Raw genomic sequence first — 15958 nt, 5'->3', positions numbered from 1 at the left:
GCCTTTGAATAAGACAAAAGGCTGCCTCATCGCTAACTTTGCAACAGTGCCGGAAAAACTTCAGCGTCATTCTTGAGCGTACGGTACGCGAACTCAACGGCGAGTCCTGCATATCCCTGGAAGAAGCACCACCGGCAAAACAGCAGATTGTCTGTAGTCGCAGTTTTGGTGAACGAATCACAGACAAAGATGCCATGCACCAGGCTGTTGTTCAGTATGCAGAGCGGGCCGCAGAGAAACTACGTGGGGAGCTTCAGTATTGCCGGCAGGTGACGACATTTGTACGGACATCCCCCTTTGCAGTAAAAGAACCCTGTTACAGCAATGCCGCTGTGGAAAAGCTTCCATTGCCCACACAGGACAGCCGGGACATTATTGCCGCCGCATGCAGAGCCTTAAACCATGTCTGGCGTGAAGGGTACCGCTATATGAAGGCAGGAGTCATGCTGGCTGATTTCACACCATCGGGTATAGCGCAGCCGGGATTATTTGATGAAATCCAGCCCCGTAAAAACAGGTAACCGGCTCATTTAAACCGTCTGGTCTGTTTCCTCCGGCTCTACAAAAATAATGTCCATCATTTTTAATGGACACTATCGTATGAAACACCGGACCTGGATCACTGAAGCTTTACGTCTTCACTTTGAAGAACATTTACCCCGGGTTGTGGCCGGGCGTCGCCTGGGTGTACCAAAATCAACAGTTTGCAGTATGTTCGTGCGCTTTCGGAGAGCTGGCCTTTCGTGGCCTTTGCCCGCAGGCATGTCGGAGCAGGAACTTGATGCCTGCCTTTACGGACAATTTTCCACGGTACCAGTCGTACGTCCTGAAAGCACCGTTATATCCGAAGCCCCCGTGGTAAAAAAACGTCCCCGGCGGCCCAACTTCCCTTATGAGTTTAAAATCGCCTTAGTGGAACAGTCACTGCAGCCCGGAGCCTGTGTGGCGCAGATCGCCCGGGAAAACGGAATCAACGATAACCTGCTCTTCAACTGGCGCCATCAATACCGGAAAGGTGGCCTGCTGCCTTCCGGAAAAAATATGCCGGCACTGCTTCCCGTGACGTTAACGCCGGAGCCGGATAATAAAATCCCGGCTCCGGCACAGGAACCAGAGCAGATAAATACACCGTCCGACAGTCTGTGTTGTGAGCTGGTTCTGCCGGCCGGAACTCTCAGGCTTAAAGGTAAACTGACGCCGGCGTTATTACAGACACTTATCCGCGAAATAAAAGGGAGCAGCCACTGATGATATCTCTCCCTGCAGGTTCGCGTATCTGGCTGGTTGCCGGTATCACCGATATGCGAAATGGCTTTAACGGCCTGGCCTCAAAAGTTCAGAACGTCCTGAAGGATGACCCGTTCTCCGGACACCTGTTCATCTTCCGCGGACGCCGGGGTGACCAGATAAAAGTGTTGTGGGCTGACAGTGACGGACTGTGCCTCTTCACCAAACGCCTGGAGCGGGGCCGCTTCGTCTGGCCGGTTACCCGTGACGGCAAGGTGCACCTTACTCCGGCTCAGTTATCTATGCTTCTTGAAGGTATCAACTGGAAGCACCCGAAACGAACGGAACGCGCTGGCATTCGCATATAACCCGTTGTAAAGTGAGGATATGGACACCTCACTTGCTCATGAGAATGCCCGCCTGCGGGCACTGTTGCAGACGCAACAGGACACCATACGCCAGATGGCTGAATACAACCGCCTGCTCTCACAGCGGGTGGCGGCTTATGCTTCCGAAATCAACCGGCTGAAGGCGCTGGTTGCGAAACTGCAACGTATGCAGTTCGGTAAAAGCTCAGAAAAACTTCGTGCAAAAACCGAACGGCAGATACAGGAAGCACAGGAGCGAATCAGCGCACTTCAGGAAGAAATGGCGGAAACGCTGGGTGAGCAATATGACCCGGTACTGCCATCCGCCCTGCGCCAGTCTTCAGCCCGTAAACCGTTACCGGCCTCACTTCCCCGTGAAACCCGGGTTATCCGGCCGGAAGAGGAATGCTGTCCTGCCTGTGGTGGTGAACTCAGTTCTCTGGGATGTGATGTGTCAGAGCAACTGGAGCTTATCAGCAGCGCCTTTAAGGTTATCGAAACACAACGTCCGAAACTGGCCTGTTGCCGGTGCGACCATATCGTGCAGGCACCAGTACCTTCAAAACCCATTGCACGCAGTTATGCCGGAGCGGGGCTTCTTGCCCATGTTGTCACCGGGAAATATGCAGACCATCTGCCGTTATACCGCCAGTCAGAAATATACCGTCGTCAGGGAGTGGAGCTGAGCCGTGCCACACTGGGGCGCTGGACAGGTGCTGTTGCTGAACTGCTGGAGCCGCTGTATGACGTCCTGCGCCAGTATGTGCTGATGCCCGGTAAAGTCCATGCTGATGATATCCCCGTCCCGGTCCAGGAGCCGGGCAGCGGTAAAACCCGGACAGCCCGGCTGTGGGTCTACGTCCGTGATGACCGCAACGCCGGTTCACAGATGCCCCCGGCGGTCTGGTTCGCGTACAGTCCGGACCGGAAAGGTATCCATCCACAAAATCACCTGGCCGGTTACAGCGGTGTGCTTCAGGCCGATGCTTACGGTGGTTACCGGGCGTTATACGAATCCGGCAGAATAACGGAAGCCGCGTGTATGGCCCATGCCCGGAGAAAAATCCACGATGTGCATGCAAGAGTGCCAACCGACATCACCACGGAAGCCCTGCAGCGTATCGGTGAACTGTATGTCATCGAGGCAGAAGTCCGGGGATGTTCAGCAGAACAGCGTCTGGCAGCAAGAAAAGCCAGAGCTGCTCCACTGATGCAGTCACTGTATGACTGGATACAGACTCAGATGAAAACACTGTCGCGTCACTCGGATACGGCAAAAGCGTTCGCATACCTGCTGAAACAGTGGGAGGCCCTGAACGTGTACTGCAGTAATGGCTGGGTGGAAATCGACAACAACATCGCAGAGAACGCCTTACGGGGAGTGGCCGTAGGCCGGAAAAACTGGCTCTTCGCGGGTTCCGACAGCGGTGGCGAACATGCGGCGGTGTTGTACTCGCTGATCGGCACATGCCGTCTGAACAATGTGGAGCCAGAAAAATGGCTGCGTTACGTTATTGAGCATATTCAGGACTGGCCGGCAAACCGGGTACGCGATCTGTTGCCCTGGAAAGTTGATCTGAGCTCTCAGTAAATATCAATACGGTTCTGACGAGCCGCTTACGAAAATTGTCCGTAAAGGCAGGCATCAAGTTCCTGCTCCGACATGCCTGCGGGCAAAGGCCACGAAAGGCCAGCTCTCCGAAAGCGCACGAACATACTACAAACTGTTGATTTTGGTACACCCAGGCGACGCCCGGCCACAACCCGGGGTAAATGTTCTTCAAAGTGAAGACGTAAAGCTTCAGTGATCCAGGTCCGGTGTTTCATACGATAGTGTCCATTAAAAATGATGGACATTATTTTTGTAGAGCCGGAGGAAACAGACCAGACGGTTTAAATGAGCCGGTTACAAAAACAGTGAAAAGTTAATGAAAACACTCGATGAACTGAACCAGTCGGGAAAAGGGAAAGTGTGGTTTGCGGGGCGAGGAACCGCCCCTGAATGGCAAATAAAACGGGAAATGTTGAGTCAGTGTTATACAACTAAATGGCGAGATATTCCCCTGGCCAGGCTGGGTTAGTTCAGTCATCTCCGAACATATTTTCAGCGTTTCTTCTGGTCTGGTCTTCACCGTCATTTCTCGACAGACTCTGCTCTGTAAGAGGAGTACTGCAATCCACAGACGTATGGAGACCAGATTGTTTTTCCAGTAATTCAAGCAATTTCTTTTCAACCGAAAAAGCACCTGGTATCACGCTGGAAATCACCTTATTAATATCATCCAGAGTCGTATTTTCTGTCAGTAACTCCGATATCAGCAAAGGAAGACGTTTATCTATAGCTGCAAACGCCGCACCAGTAACTAACATCGCGCGCATGAAACGTCCCCGCTCCTTCAGTTTTTCATTTGCAATGAGCTCATCTGCTATCTTATCTCCTGTCCGTTCATCCGGGAAAAGTTCAAATGAGCAGCGTCTGGATTTATTTTCATCACTCATTAGTCACACCACCTTTCATTTTTATCATTCCCATGACTAAATCAAACTGCGGGGATGAGCTCAGATAAAAGCGCTCATCAGGAACCTTAGTCAGGTTCTTCACAGCCTCGGCCACAATTTCAGCCCCACCACCAACACACATTACATGTGTATAGTCGGTGAAACGGCTGATGACATCATTAACTCGTTTAATAAGCAACTTCTGCCGTTCATTGATAACATTAATGATAGACTCACGCTGTTCAGCATTATAAATGCGACGGGAAAGGTAGTCAGGTTCATTACGGTGCACAATGATATTGTCAGCCTGGAATGAGCTCACTCTTGTATTAGCATGTACAGCCATCTGTTCCTTAACCCCGGATGTAATCAGGGACACGCCGATATTTGGATCACACCAGGTTTTTGTAATCCCTGTCATTTTGCTACGAACATGCGACACATCAAGAGTTGTACCACCGAGATCTACGATCAAAAGGGATTCATCATCCTCAAGCCCCGCAAGAACACTGAAACCAGCGGGAATACTTTCAGGAAGAACGGAAACACTGCGAATAACAAATGCATCACTCCCCTGCACCCGTACTTCACGCATCACATTTTTTTTCTTTCTTTCAATGTTTTGCTTATTTTTCTGATTGTTGGCGTCAAGGTATTCAGAGATCGGCAATGTGACGATGACATCAACAGGCTGCGCTTTCAGGCCGGTCTGCTGTAGCGCATGCTGAATGGCCACAACATTCACATCACTGTACTGATAGCGTGTTTCAGTCGTTACGACAGCATCAGCACTTAATGGATCAAATGAAAACTTCTCGCCGTCGATCTCGTAATTAGCCGGGGCAGCATCATCCAGTAAACTAAAAGACCATTCCGGTTTAAAGCTGTTAGGGCTGATTAACGTTTTCACGTCACCATCCTCCAACCAGGCAAGTTTAATGTTGGTAGAACCATCATCAATAAAGATTTTCATAACCAGTCTCCGTTGCTCATAAACAAATAGAAAAAACAAACATGCTTCATACATGCAATGTATATTCAATTATAATGAAAAAACGGTCTTTCTGAAAGGACAAATGCAACATAAAAACACGATAAATTGCATGTACATTGTACACACAACTTTAAGACCAGAGGAAATCATAGATACAAAAACATTATGAAGGTTATATGTGATACATAAATGTAATATAAAAACATCGTGGACATCATGGTTCAGGTTAGGGGAAAAGGAATGAAATGGTGAAACTGAGAGGAAAGGAAAGCGGTGACGAATCATGTCACCATAAACAGAAAGATGTCTAATGGGGACTCTTTAGGTACGTGAAGAATCCCCATAACGCATTTAAAAGACACACATCAGATACCCTTAAGGTATCCGATAGTTTATTGACCTATTGCACCATCACGTTCAAGCTTCTCTCTTATAGCCTCAATAATATATGAGCTAAAATCCAGAGATGTTTTACTGGTCGCTTTAAGTTCCGCATGAGCTTCAAAATACGACAGCGGTATGGCCTTAAGATTCTTAGCCTTCGTCCTGGCAGCCACGGGACGACCTGAAACTTCCTCTGCACCTTCATTTGGCTGAGACGGGGCTGTTGCTGTTACGGCAGAAGAAGAAGTTTGTAATCTGGCAGAATCCACCAGGTTTTTCAGTTTTTCAGCCTGTGCACTAAATTTCGCTTTGCTCATGAGATAACCCAGGATGTTTGTTAGATACTTAAAAGATATCCATTAAAAACCCAAAGGATACTATATGGATACCCAATAGACACACCTTACTGTTTGTTATTTTCAATCAGATGATTGATTTCTTCGATCAGGGCAATAACTTCCTTACCTCCTGCCGAATAGCGCCCATGAACAGACTCAGTGATTCCCATCCCAGTCTCAATGACATCCTCAAATTCTGCACGAGCAGAAATGCGGCTCTTCATCAGCTTCAGATGTTTGAACGATGGCAGGATTGCATCAAGCTTAGGGAATTTCTTCTTGTTAGGATTAACTTTACAGAGATACAGGTGAGCAGTTATATCGGTCCCCATGATAGAGCTGATTTCGTCCAGTACTCCATCAAAATGCATCAAACCAATACGTTCAGTCAGGGAGTCTTTTGAAGGGACAATAACGCAGTCTGCAAAGGCAATCGCAGTACGGGTAAGATCTGAGTCAAATCCCCCACAGTCAATAAGTAACGTCTTATCGCTGTTCTTGTAGGGAGTCATAATTTCGATTAACTCATCCACTGTTTTGGGTACTTTCACGGAAATTTCTTTTCCTTCAGGTCTCAGCCCCAGAATGATAGAAAGCCCGGTATGAGTATCCAGATCAACTGTATCAGACTTCATTTCACCAACAATGTTTACGGATGAAGTTGTCTTACCCACACCACCTTTGGGATGCGTATTAGCAATAACAGGCATAGTGTATCTCCAGAATCCACATGTAATACCCATAAAGCCCCCATAAGACACCTTTCGGATATCCAAGAGGTACTCAATAGATGTTTTTTTACTCTATACCGGTCCTGCATGTCAACAGAATATGAAATACCGATAATATATCCATGAGATATCCGAAAGGGATTTAAAAAAGTCAGAGCTTATGGAATTCTTTTGAGCATAGACACCGCATCGGACTCAGGCATCGAAAACTGCACCCGGTGCCGTGCAGCCACATCCAGTGCAAACACCTTCGTGTAGACCTCTGTTGAGCTGATGGACTTATGCCCCATCAGACTCTGCAGAACCTTAAGCGGTATACCGGCATACAGCATGTGCATCGCATAGGAATGGCGGAACGTATGTGGCGTGACCGGGACAGAGAACGTCACACCATCAGCGGCAGCGGCGGTAACCGCCTCCCCAATCCAGGTCCTGACCGTTCTGTCCGTCACTTCCCAGATCCGCGCTTTCTCTGTCCTGCCTGTTCGTTTATTACGCCGTTCCATGGGGATTTTCAGTGTGGCCACCATCGTCTGCAGCTGGCTGACGTACCAGGCGTCGGAGAGCGGAACCAGACGGTGAGTCTGCTGACCGACGGGCATCCTTCCTGCCGTCCTGGCGGCTTTTTCTGTCCGCTGCTTCAGAGTGGCCAGCTGCACAAACGGATACGGAGGCGTGAGCGAAAAATCCCCCCGCGTCAGCGCCAGTGCTTCATTAATGCGCGCACCGGTGTTCCACAGTGTGGCCAGCAGCATCTTGCGGCGCAGATCCGGGACGTAATGGAGCAGGGCGCTCACTTCAGGGGCCAGCAGGTATTTTGGCAGTTCATCATGAACCATCGACATCTGGCGGAGTGCCAGCGCTGCCGGATAATCGATGGCAACAGGAAGCTGAGCAGCATCCCGGGCATGGTGGATCGGTGCCGGCAGGTACTGCATATCAGTGTTCACTCCACGGGGAAACGTCGGGCAGGTTTTCCACAACACGGTACTTTCCCGGATAACGGAGCTGGTTACCGCCACGCGTCCAGACGGTGACAACAAAACCCCCGCCCTGGTTGTTTTCGGGGAGCAGGCGATCGCACTGCTCACTCAGCATGTGGATCACAAACGGCGCATCGCTGCCGTCTTCAAATACCAGTTCCAGCGCATCGCGGCCATGCAGCGTTCCCTTACTGATGATGACGTACTCAGCCCCCCGCATCTCCCTGAGTAAATGTTTTGCCGCATCCGGGACAAGCAGCCTGGCTGCGCCGGCATTCCAGCTGAGGTAGACATATCCGGCCTGCGCCTGTACAGACTGCCAGTAATCCGTTCCGGCGACAGCCTGACCTTCATTCTCAATAAAAAACATGGGTGACTCCTTTTTCTTTTCCGGGCAGGGACGGTCATGCGATAACGTCATCCATCATCACTGCCCTTACCGTCACGCCGTCTGATAACATCATGCCGTTATCATCATCACCATGATAACAAGCATCCATATAACCACGCCGTTAAATTACCGGAGAGCCGTTTCCGTCAGATCCGACTTTCCGGAATATCACAACTTTCCGGAAGTGTACCACGCTGAGAAAATAATCATATCGCTGTTTTCCGCCCCTGCGCGGCGCATCACAGGCCAGGGAGATGACACAACATATAGTGTCATTAGCAGCTGAATTCAGCACTACATGTTGTGCTGACAGGAGGTGGCGTTGTGTGGGGGGAGAGGAAGATCCGTCTCCGCCGGAAACCGGATCTGCGCGGCGGGAAACGGGCAATTAATATGATTATAAGATAAAAAATATAAAATCATAGTAGATATGATATTTATCATTAATCATACAATCATACCTGATATGATATTTACATACACAGAAATAAATCAGTTCATATATGATTTAATTCTTAACAGGAGATTATCAGATGGAGTGTGCAGGATGGATGAAGAAAGGGTGTTTTCACTCAGCTATGAACAACTGACCCGGTTTGCGGAAAAACGCATCCGGGAATGCAATCTGGACAGCCAGGGCGCGATTTATCTCTGCGAGTCAGCCAAAGCCGGAGCCGTGCTGATCTTCTGGCATGAACTGGCCATAAATGGCTATGCCTCAATGAATGCCATAAAGAGACAGGAGCTCATTGACGCCGACTTTCAGCGCCTCAGAAACCTCATCTGGCCGGAGGATGACAGGTAATGACCCAGAGCCGCCGACCGTCGCCACTGCAGCGGAGAGTGCTGATTGTGCTGGCTGCCCTTGATGAAAAACGGCCGGGACCCGTGCTGACGCGGGACCTGGAACGGGTGCTGGAACGAAGCGGGGAGGCCCCGGTCTACGGGCCAAACCTGCGCGCCTCCTGCCGTCGTCTGGAGGATGCCGGCTGGCTTCGTACCCTGCGCGCCCCGAATCTGCAGCTGGCTGTCGAGCTGACGGACGCCGGCCGGGCCGTGGCACAGCCTCTGCTGCTGGCAGAACAGGACCGCCTCCGGGCAGAACAGCGTGCGGCAGAAGTCGTCGTACTGCCGCTGGTCCCGGCCGCAGGTCTGCCCGCAGACGGCACTTCTGCCACTGATCTGGCGGTGGAGCTGAACGGCATGACGTATCAGGCCTGCCGTGGGGATTTTGTGGTACGTCTCGACGGCAGCACCTGTCTGCAGTTATGGAATAAAGAAGGCAGGGTGGTACGCCTGGAGGGCGATCCGCTGGAAGTGGCGCAGTGGCTGCAGGCCTGTCACGATGCCGGAATGGAGGTTCGTGTACAGGTTAATGAAAGCGTCACCCCGTAAAAACATACCAGCACGGTTTACACGTCATCCCATGATGGCAGCCGGTTAACTTTCCTGCGCCACCAGTGGAAAGAGGCCATGAGCAGTCCGAACAAAAAACCACCCGTGATACTTATAATAATGGCCTCACCTGCCACCATTCCTGACGGCCCCCAGTAGATAAACCACATTGCACATCCCCAGGAAATGCCCCATAAGCTCCCCATCAACAGCGTGACCTGCCAGAACGGCATAAAGGGTAATGGCGGAAGCCGGATACCCAGCCGCCAGAGAATACGCAGAAGAGGAGGGGCATAATTGCTCCGCCACATCTTTTTGCTGTCCATCAGGGCAATGGCCCGGGCTTTTTTCTGCTCAAAGGTCACAGGAGCACCTCCGTTCCATGATGTAAACGTGACACAGCTTATTGTTATTGATTATTATTATCATACTGTGATTATGTTATCACGCACCGGTACACGATAACAATAAAGGAGAAACCAGATGAAACTGGATATATCTGTAAAGTATTTACTGAAGAGCCTGATACCAAGCCTCATTATTCTTACAGTTTTTTATCTGGGATGGAAAGATAACCAGGAAAATGCAAGAATGTTTTATGCGTTCATCGGATGCATTATCAGCGCCATTACTTTTCCTTTTTCAATGAGGATAATACAGAAAATGGTAATAAGGTTTACAGGGAAAGAATTCTGGCAAAAAGACTTCTTTACAAATCCAGTTGGCGGAAGCTTAACTGCAATATTTGAATTATTCTGTTTCGTTATATCAGTTCCTGTGGTTGCCATTTACTTAATATTTATATTCTGCAAAGCCCTTTCAGGAAAATGAAAGGGCATCATTATGTGTCAGATACCAATAAGTTTATTGACCTGCTCAATAAACTTATCATTAACAAGCGCACTCACTGCAGCCATAATAATTGCAAAACCCAGAATACCTACAGGGGTTCCCAGCATGACGGAAAACGTCCATGCTGTAACTGCTGAAGCAGCTCTTCCTGCTGCCAGTGATTCAAGTTTTACAAAAAATGGACGCCAGTTGTCTGTTTTTACAGCCTTTTGTAACTCCACAGCAACATCATAACGATCAATAACTTTTCCGGTAAAACCAAATGCCTTACTGAACAGCTTAAAATTCTCCGCCATATGGACCTGATTAATAGCTTCCAGGGCTTTAGAAATAGCCATGCGATCTTGTATGCTATATTTCTTGTTCAGATTATTACGAAATTTATCAAAAGCGTTCAGTGCATCATCCACACTCTTAATCTGTTTCCCTTGAGATACAGAAGCCAGCTCCTTAGCAAGTTCGGATGCTTGTTTACCGAACTCATTATATATCGTTCTGTAGAAATCAGAGGTGAGTTTTATGGCATCCTTTACCATATTTATTTCATCCCTTTTTCTTTTCTCTTCAGCTATTTTATGATTGATGTCAGCAATCTGGCTACGGATATTCTCTTTTTCCTTCAACAGGGCATTAAGAGCGTCATTTGCATGCTTTTGTTCATTTGTTCTGGCACTGACGTTATTTCTCGCCGAATTTACCGCAGATTCAGCAGAGGTGATTTTATTTCTGGCATCAAGCAATCGTTGCCGTAACTTATCCCATTCAGCAACTTCAGCATTATAAATTTTCTTGTCACCTTCCACATCCTCTGTCACCACCGGATTCCGGTCATTCAGAATATTGCGTTTATAGTCCAGACCGGAATGGGTCAGAAGATAATTCAGGTTTGCACGGTTATCGATGACCGCGCTGGTTGTGATTTTTATCGTACCGGCAAATCTCGGATCACCACTCACAACAATAGAATGATTTGTTGATGAACGCCCCGGGAATTTTTCAGGGGAAACTATCGTTTTGCCGTCAGGCGTGTTTTTCTGTTGCGTCAGCTGTTGTTCAGCTCTGGTTAATGCATTACGGGCCGTGTTAAGCGATTCCGTCACCGAACTGAGTTTATTCCGGGCCTCTGAAATGGCCCTTTCATTCCGTGTCTGCTGCCCGAGCAGACGGGCCTGTTGTGCATCAAGAACGGCAAGGGCTGCCCCGCCATTTTTTTCCAGCTCTGACAACCGCGTGTCCAGAATACCTTTTCTGCGCTCGTATTCAGCAAGCATATCAGCGGCCTTCTTGTCTGCGTTCTGCGCATCCTTCTGCCGTTTTTCAGCCTGTTCGATTAACGACCTGGCCTCCCGGGGAGATATACGAAGAGAATCAGCATCAGCAAAGAGCATCCGGCTCTCTGTATGCAGCCGGAGGGCATCATATCCGGCGATTTCAGTACGGAATCCGTATTCTCTCAGCTCTGCCTGCAGGAGTCTGAACTCCTGTCGTGTAATATCAGCGGCATCTGCGTTTCCGGCACGGAGTGTTTTCAGTGTGTTTTCATCTTTTTCCCTTGCAGCAATCGCCGCAGAGAGGCGTTTTCCGGCTTCAGTACGCTTATTCTCATTCTCTTTCTGCTGCGCGCTGAGCGTGTTTTTGTACGCTGTGATTTCCTTGTCCCTTTTTTCGATATCACTTCGGGTTGGGGAATCATCGACCCACTCGTTTCCGCCCCAGATGGTTTTGTTCCCGAAGGAACTCCATGCAGGCGGGGTACCATGAAAGACATCGACACGTGGAGGGTTTACATAAATATCAACGGCCATAATTTCATGGCCATCTGAATCATACCCCAGCGATTCTGCACCGGGATTTGTAATACGTACAGGGTCAGACATTCGGTATCTCCTTCATCCTCTGAGGAAAACAAATGAATTAACTGCTTACGTATATGGATACATATACAGTATTAATTTATTAAGGAGAAAATGGCATGTCAAGATTTAATGATAGTGATTATCATTAACATGAAGTGATGTTACACCGTTCAGAAAGCCTGCTGACGCTGTGGCAGCATCACAGTCTGGGTATTCTCTGGTGCAATACAAAAAACGGACTTTCCCGTAACAACAGACAATGTTACGGGAAAAGTTACAGAACTGAGCCACAAAATATCTCAGTACCTGAGATGCATAAAAACACCGTACATATGTTTCTCAAAAGGGGGATGATCGTTATCCAGCCATTTCGGTGGATCGGTATGCAGAACACCAATCTGCTTCATGCCGGTATGCTGCCTGGATTTTCTCGCGCAGTAATCACTGTCTTCATATCCCATCGTTTCGATGACCACTCTGGCCGTCTTTCCGTCAGGAGCCCTTGCTGTGACAATGAAATCCGGCAGGACATATTTCTTTTCACCATTAACATAAACTTCTGTATCAAACAGGGGCCTTTCCAGACTTAATTCCGGCGTACCTGGCTTTCTTTTAAGCCAGCTGGCCACATTCAGAAGAGCAGTGAGCGTGTTTCGTTCCAGTTTGCTGTCCACAGGCACCGGACATGTCAGTTGATAAAGAGCATGAGCATACCCTTCACTGCAGATGATTCTGCCATCGGCACTCCGGCAAAAAGCAAGAATAACCCAGTAAGGGGGACGTATTCCGCCCTGCGCTTCACCATTAATACTGATCCCCCGCACAGGTCTGATGACCTGAATATTACCGTTCGCCCAGTGAATTTCCACAGCATCACGACAGATGTGCTGCGCCATAAAAATCTGAAAGAACATATGCTTTCTTCTGGCAGGCCAGTGTCGTTCTGAATTCTCCAGCGTTTCCATTAACCGCTCCTGAGACCTTTCAGACATTCCAGGCCGGAAATGGATAATTTCAGATAAGGATCTTCCCCGAATATACTCCTGCTGCAGTGTAACCTGCCGTATGGCATCAAGACACTCACGATAATTAGTCCGGATACGGGGATTAGCCAGGGAATCCAGTTTATTCAGCCCAGCATCGTCAATAAGAGACAGGAGTAAACGGGCAAGGCGCGGACGTTTCTTGCGAACGGAGGAGCTCTCACCATTATGGTAAGCAGAGCGGGCCTGCAGTCTGATAACAGAATTACTGTCATCAGGTGGTAAAAAGTTTCTGTAATTTATACGGGTGCTAACGGGATGCCGGCTTGCTCCGGAAGATGTTTCCTCTTCATTTCCGGATAACTGACGATACATGGGGCATTCAGGTGCATGCTCATGATTAAAACTGGACAGATAAAGAGTACCCGTATTGTTTTTAAGAGCAGCAAAATTCATGGCCGGCGAATCTCCCGGAATACAGTCACACTGTAACCATGCATCATACTCACGCATTTCCCGGAGAATATCATTGGCCAGGTTATGTAGTACCATGGTTGCTGGCTTTTTCAGTCCACAGACCGTCTTTACTGCAGTCTCTTCCTCACTGCTAAGCTCCCGAATCACTTTGCCCCGGGGATTCTTCTTTACAAGTATCATTGGCATAATGAAAGCACTCCTTATGTACATGCTTAAACAGTAAGTAAAATATACAAAGAACACCCCATGAAACAAAGGCAGAGATGAACTGTGCGCCCCGGTATCTTCTTCTGATATCCTTTCGAATGAATTGTTTTTATTTATATCATGACAACATTAAAGTGAGAGAATATATCAACCATGTTTCTGTCAGGGTTCAGTAGAATATCAATTCGACTGTCACGCCATAACTGTTACTACCTCGAGTATAAATATTCAGAGAACGGACTTATTAGCCATGAAAAATCACCTGATGGAAAATTTACTAATTTATGGATTGTGATATTATTAAAGAGTAAAACCAGCCAGCCGAGGTATTTATGGGAAAAAATCAGGAAGAAAGGAAAACTCCCGTCATTGTGGTGAAAAAACGTCGTACTTTTTCGCCACCGTCCTTATCCGAAAAAACAGATATTATCACACCTGTATTTACTGAACAGACGGCAGAATCAGCCCCCGCCGGAATAAATTCATCTGCCGTCGAAACACATATCCCCGAAGCGCCAGCCAGGAAGAAGAAAAAGAAAAGACACCGTTTTCCACGTCCCTCCCACTGGACCCGTGAGTATACTCACGAGTGCGTGGAAAAAATAAAGGCCCTGTTTCCTCATCTTCGTGCTGAAGGTGGTGGATTTATTCCCCTGAAAATTGGCATAAACAATGATATTTCGGCATTTCTGGCAGAACACCCGGAGACAGAACTGACCATGGACGAATGGCTCTGTGCAGTGTCCTGCATCACATCCCGCCGCGTATATCTGCAGCGGACAGCTGTCGCCGGCGTCCCACGTTATGGCCTGGATGGTCACCCCAAAGGGCAGGTCTCAGACTCTGAAGCACAGAGTGCCGGTCGCAGACTGGCGACATTAGAACAAAAGTGGCTCAGGATGCAGGCACAGCAGGAGAATATTTCTGGGCAATAAACACTCCTGATAACAGGTGGACATTACGTATCAGAAAAAATGGGAAGAGAATGTTATGTGTGATTCAGAAGCGGAGAAGATTTTATTCATCCTGAATAAACATGAACGGGCATACAGACGCCTGATCCCCGTATATATTTTTTTAGCTATAGTATTATGGATTTTACCTATTCTCCTGATTATATACCTGTATTTCTGTATAGTTGACAATGAGTTTCTCAGAATCGGTTTCTGTATTGCATGGACAGCATACTACTTTCTTTCGCTTTTCAAGTATTTTGTAAAATACTTCTTTCCTCTCGATCGTGAAGATTTGCTTAACCTGATGGATCTCGCCAAAGATTCTCCTGATGCGAAACAGGAGCTTCTTGAGCGTCTTTTGTCCGGAAAAAGAATGACCGGGCGGGATGAAATGGATATCAAGCGCATTCTAAAAACAAAGGAAGCACTTGATAACATCAGGAATTTTATTGATAAACAGCAGTTAACGAATAATGATACTCCGAAGAAAAGCACGGTCCCAAATGAAGATAAAAAAGGCATAAGATGATGATCACAGGAAATGGAATAAACACTGTAACTGTCAATGGAAAAGTGAAACACATCACAGAACTGGATTATATAACACTTTGTTTAGAGTGGACAAAACTACGAGAGGAAAACAATCGTCTTTATGAAATTAATAACAAGGCAAACAGAGGATGGCGTGGTTTCATCCTAAGATTGATAGGGGTTAACCTGCCAGATAAAAGGACTGAGTTTACACAACGTCTCTTGTTGACGCGCAAAATTTCGGGTTCGGTCATGAAAAAGTAACATATTCTAGGCTGGAACAGACCAATTTTGCATTCGCCGTCCAGGAGTTTGAGGGGAAAGTAGTCAGTGTTTTACGCTCAGTCAGGGAAAGTGTGCAATGATAAATGACACGAAAGGAATCGTAGTACATGGGCACCGCGATTCAATATTCAAGGAAAAAACAATACAGCAATGTACTTGTTCTGTTTCTATTATTCTGGCGATTTCAATAAAGGCACTTGCTCGCGCTCTGTCATTTTCTGAAACTCTTCATGCTGCATTTCGATTTTCCTTCTAAGATCATAACTCGCATACCTGTTCTTTTTATGTATATCTATATCTATTTTTGTGACGAGTTCAAACCACAATGTTCGCACTCCCCATGCAGCGTTATGAAACATTTCCGCAACGGCTATAGAGTCTGTATTAACTGCTTCAGTCATGTAGTCGCTAATACGTTCAGCGGTAATTTTCGTTATTTCATCGTAATTCATTTTATCTCCTACAAGATTATTTAATGGAATGCAAAATATCTGGCCTGAT

The 15958-nt window shown here is 47.6% G+C and carries 19 protein-coding genes and 3 pseudogenes; 11 read left to right on the top strand and 11 right to left on the bottom strand.

The annotated features are described in order from the left end of the window. Nucleotides 1-50 precede the first annotated feature (50 nt). From JLG71_RS28080 to JLG71_RS28065, 4 genes and pseudogenes are all read left to right on the top strand, one after another. Nucleotides 51-515: pseudogene (locus tag JLG71_RS28080) on the top strand (DinB/UmuC family translesion DNA polymerase); the annotation flags it as partial. 55 nt (nt 516-570) lie between these two features. Next, on the top strand, nt 571-1248 hold the full coding sequence (tnpA, locus tag JLG71_RS28075) for an IS66-like element accessory protein TnpA (RefSeq protein WP_001339397.1): 678 nt from the start codon (nt 571-573) through the stop codon (nt 1246-1248). Then, a complete protein-coding gene (gene tnpB / locus JLG71_RS28070) occupies nt 1248-1595 on the top strand; it encodes an IS66 family insertion sequence element accessory protein TnpB (protein WP_000624622.1) in 348 nt (115 codons plus the stop codon). The genes tnpA and tnpB overlap by 1 nt, the downstream gene beginning before the upstream one ends. A 19-nt stretch (nt 1596-1614) precedes the next feature. Further along, nucleotides 1615-3186: an IS66-like element ISCro1 family transposase gene (locus JLG71_RS28065; protein ID WP_200914334.1), complete on the top strand. Its 1572-nt coding sequence runs from the start codon at nt 1615-1617 to the stop codon at nt 3184-3186. A 29-nt stretch (nt 3187-3215) separates the two neighbouring features. On the opposite strand, the pseudogene JLG71_RS28060 reads toward JLG71_RS28065, so the two are convergent. Continuing rightward, nucleotides 3216-3452 (bottom strand): annotated as a pseudogene (locus JLG71_RS28060) (IS66-like element accessory protein TnpA); the annotation flags it as partial. A 53-nt stretch (nt 3453-3505) separates the two neighbouring features. Between JLG71_RS28060 and JLG71_RS28055 the strand changes: the two are divergent. Further along, nucleotides 3506-3676, top strand: a pseudogene (locus tag JLG71_RS28055) (DUF4113 domain-containing protein); the annotation flags it as partial. A gap of 1 nt (nt 3677) precedes the next feature. Here JLG71_RS28055 and JLG71_RS28050 read toward each other — a convergent pair. From JLG71_RS28050 to JLG71_RS28025, 6 genes are all read right to left on the bottom strand, one after another. Next, nucleotides 3678-4094, bottom strand: a complete 417-nt coding sequence (locus tag JLG71_RS28050) for a plasmid partitioning/stability family protein (RefSeq protein ID WP_001278818.1) — start codon at nt 4092-4094, stop codon at nt 3678-3680. After that, a complete protein-coding gene (locus JLG71_RS28045; RefSeq protein WP_000688514.1) occupies nt 4087-5067 on the bottom strand; it encodes a plasmid segregation protein ParM in 981 nt (326 codons plus the stop codon). The genes JLG71_RS28050 and JLG71_RS28045 overlap by 8 nt, the downstream gene beginning before the upstream one ends. 413 nt (nt 5068-5480) lie before the next feature. Next, nucleotides 5481-5789, bottom strand: coding sequence for a hypothetical protein (locus JLG71_RS28040; protein WP_000030199.1), 309 nt, complete (start codon nt 5787-5789; stop codon nt 5481-5483). 86 nt (nt 5790-5875) lie between these two features. Further along, nucleotides 5876-6520, bottom strand: a complete 645-nt coding sequence (locus tag JLG71_RS28035; protein ID WP_001144036.1) for a ParA family protein — start codon at nt 6518-6520, stop codon at nt 5876-5878. Nucleotides 6521-6699: 179 nt separating this feature from the next. Next, the gene (locus JLG71_RS28030; RefSeq protein WP_001199724.1) at nt 6700-7479 is read right to left on the bottom strand and encodes a site-specific integrase; all 780 of its coding nucleotides are present in this window, start codon (nt 7477-7479) and stop codon (nt 6700-6702) included. 1 nt (nt 7480) lies between these two features. Beyond that, nucleotides 7481-7894 (bottom strand): hypothetical protein, encoded by a 414-nt coding sequence (locus tag JLG71_RS28025; RefSeq protein ID WP_000465036.1) that lies wholly within the window; start codon nt 7892-7894, stop codon nt 7481-7483. 568 nt (nt 7895-8462) lie between these two features. On the opposite strand from JLG71_RS28025, the gene JLG71_RS28020 reads away from it, so the two are divergent. Continuing rightward, nucleotides 8463-8720, top strand: a complete 258-nt coding sequence (locus JLG71_RS28020; RefSeq protein WP_000343085.1) for a hypothetical protein — start codon at nt 8463-8465, stop codon at nt 8718-8720. Further along, nucleotides 8720-9310 carry a hypothetical protein gene (locus tag JLG71_RS28015; protein WP_000194574.1) on the top strand — a complete coding sequence of 197 codons (591 nt, stop codon included), beginning with the start codon at nt 8720-8722 and terminating at the stop codon, nt 9308-9310. Before JLG71_RS28020 ends, JLG71_RS28015 begins: the two co-directional genes overlap by 1 nt. 17 nt (nt 9311-9327) lie before the next feature. On the opposite strand, the gene JLG71_RS28010 is transcribed toward JLG71_RS28015, so the two are convergent. Further along, nucleotides 9328-9675: a DUF6404 family protein gene (locus JLG71_RS28010; protein WP_000142441.1), complete on the bottom strand. Its 348-nt coding sequence runs from the start codon at nt 9673-9675 to the stop codon at nt 9328-9330. A 118-nt stretch (nt 9676-9793) separates the two neighbouring features. Between JLG71_RS28010 and JLG71_RS28005 the strand changes: the two genes are divergently transcribed. Next, entirely contained in the window at nt 9794-10141 is a 348-nt protein-coding gene (locus JLG71_RS28005) for a colicin E1 family microcin immunity protein (RefSeq protein ID WP_016232722.1), read from the top strand. Nucleotides 10142-10158: 17 nt separating this feature from the next. Here the strand turns inward: JLG71_RS28005 and JLG71_RS28000 are convergent, their stop codons facing one another. Continuing rightward, the gene (locus JLG71_RS28000; RefSeq protein WP_061671619.1) at nt 10159-12039 is read right to left on the bottom strand and encodes a colicin Ia central receptor-binding domain-containing protein; all 1881 of its coding nucleotides are present in this window, start codon (nt 12037-12039) and stop codon (nt 10159-10161) included. A 278-nt stretch (nt 12040-12317) separates the two neighbouring features. Beyond that, nucleotides 12318-13664 carry a protein YagA gene (gene yagA, locus JLG71_RS27995; RefSeq protein WP_001132027.1) on the bottom strand — a complete coding sequence of 449 codons (1347 nt, stop codon included), beginning with the start codon at nt 13662-13664 and terminating at the stop codon, nt 12318-12320. Nucleotides 13665-14017: 353 nt separating this feature from the next. Here yagA and JLG71_RS27990 point away from each other — a divergent pair, with 353 nt between their 5' ends. From JLG71_RS27990 to JLG71_RS27980, 3 genes are read left to right on the top strand one after another with little or no spacing between them, the layout of a single operon-like run. Continuing rightward, complete coding sequence (locus JLG71_RS27990) at nt 14018-14620, top strand: ProQ/FINO family protein (protein WP_061671620.1); 603 nt, start codon at nt 14018-14020, stop codon at nt 14618-14620. Nucleotides 14621-14675: 55 nt separating this feature from the next. Next, nucleotides 14676-15170: a hypothetical protein gene (locus JLG71_RS27985; protein ID WP_015058884.1), complete on the top strand. Its 495-nt coding sequence runs from the start codon at nt 14676-14678 to the stop codon at nt 15168-15170. After that, on the top strand, nt 15170-15436 hold the full coding sequence (locus JLG71_RS27980; RefSeq protein WP_000627832.1) for a hypothetical protein: 267 nt from the start codon (nt 15170-15172) through the stop codon (nt 15434-15436). Before JLG71_RS27985 ends, JLG71_RS27980 begins: the two co-directional genes overlap by 1 nt. Before the next feature lie 191 nt (nt 15437-15627). Here JLG71_RS27980 and JLG71_RS27975 read toward each other — a convergent pair whose 3' ends face one another. Beyond that, nucleotides 15628-15909 (bottom strand): hypothetical protein, encoded by a 282-nt coding sequence (locus tag JLG71_RS27975; protein ID WP_001105066.1) that lies wholly within the window; start codon nt 15907-15909, stop codon nt 15628-15630. Nucleotides 15910-15958 lie beyond the last annotated feature (49 nt).

Origin of the sequence: Klebsiella michiganensis (genome assembly GCF_015139575.1) — a bacterium.
In the GTDB taxonomy this organism is placed as follows: Bacteria; Pseudomonadota; Gammaproteobacteria; order Enterobacterales; family Enterobacteriaceae; genus Klebsiella; species Klebsiella michiganensis.
This window is presented reverse-complemented; position numbering and strand designations above follow the sequence as displayed.

Bases quoted from the DNA above. Each gene is read 5' to 3' on its own strand.
- tnpA (WP_001339397.1), top strand. From the start codon at position 571: ATGTCCATCATTTTTAATGGACACTATCGTATGAAACACCGGACCTGG.
- tnpB (WP_000624622.1), top strand. From the start codon at position 1,248: ATGATATCTCTCCCTGCAGGTTCGCGTATCTGGCTGGTTGCCGGTATC.
- JLG71_RS28065 (WP_200914334.1), top strand. From the start codon at position 1,615: ATGGACACCTCACTTGCTCATGAGAATGCCCGCCTGCGGGCACTGTTG.
- JLG71_RS28050 (WP_001278818.1), bottom strand. From the start codon at position 4,094: ATGAGTGATGAAAATAAATCCAGACGCTGCTCATTTGAACTTTTCCCG.
- JLG71_RS28045 (WP_000688514.1), bottom strand. From the start codon at position 5,067: ATGAAAATCTTTATTGATGATGGTTCTACCAACATTAAACTTGCCTGG.
- JLG71_RS28040 (WP_000030199.1), bottom strand. From the start codon at position 5,789: ATGAGCAAAGCGAAATTTAGTGCACAGGCTGAAAAACTGAAAAACCTG.
- JLG71_RS28035 (WP_001144036.1), bottom strand. From the start codon at position 6,520: ATGCCTGTTATTGCTAATACGCATCCCAAAGGTGGTGTGGGTAAGACA.
- JLG71_RS28030 (WP_001199724.1), bottom strand. From the start codon at position 7,479: ATGCAGTACCTGCCGGCACCGATCCACCATGCCCGGGATGCTGCTCAG.
- JLG71_RS28025 (WP_000465036.1), bottom strand. From the start codon at position 7,894: ATGTTTTTTATTGAGAATGAAGGTCAGGCTGTCGCCGGAACGGATTAC.
- JLG71_RS28020 (WP_000343085.1), top strand. From the start codon at position 8,463: ATGGATGAAGAAAGGGTGTTTTCACTCAGCTATGAACAACTGACCCGG.
- JLG71_RS28015 (WP_000194574.1), top strand. From the start codon at position 8,720: ATGACCCAGAGCCGCCGACCGTCGCCACTGCAGCGGAGAGTGCTGATT.
- JLG71_RS28005 (WP_016232722.1), top strand. From the start codon at position 9,794: ATGAAACTGGATATATCTGTAAAGTATTTACTGAAGAGCCTGATACCA.
- JLG71_RS28000 (WP_061671619.1), bottom strand. From the start codon at position 12,039: ATGTCTGACCCTGTACGTATTACAAATCCCGGTGCAGAATCGCTGGGG.
- yagA (WP_001132027.1), bottom strand. From the start codon at position 13,664: ATGCCAATGATACTTGTAAAGAAGAATCCCCGGGGCAAAGTGATTCGG.
- JLG71_RS27990 (WP_061671620.1), top strand. From the start codon at position 14,018: ATGGGAAAAAATCAGGAAGAAAGGAAAACTCCCGTCATTGTGGTGAAA.
- JLG71_RS27985 (WP_015058884.1), top strand. From the start codon at position 14,676: ATGTGTGATTCAGAAGCGGAGAAGATTTTATTCATCCTGAATAAACAT.
- JLG71_RS27980 (WP_000627832.1), top strand. From the start codon at position 15,170: ATGATCACAGGAAATGGAATAAACACTGTAACTGTCAATGGAAAAGTG.
- JLG71_RS27975 (WP_001105066.1), bottom strand. From the start codon at position 15,909: ATGAATTACGATGAAATAACGAAAATTACCGCTGAACGTATTAGCGAC.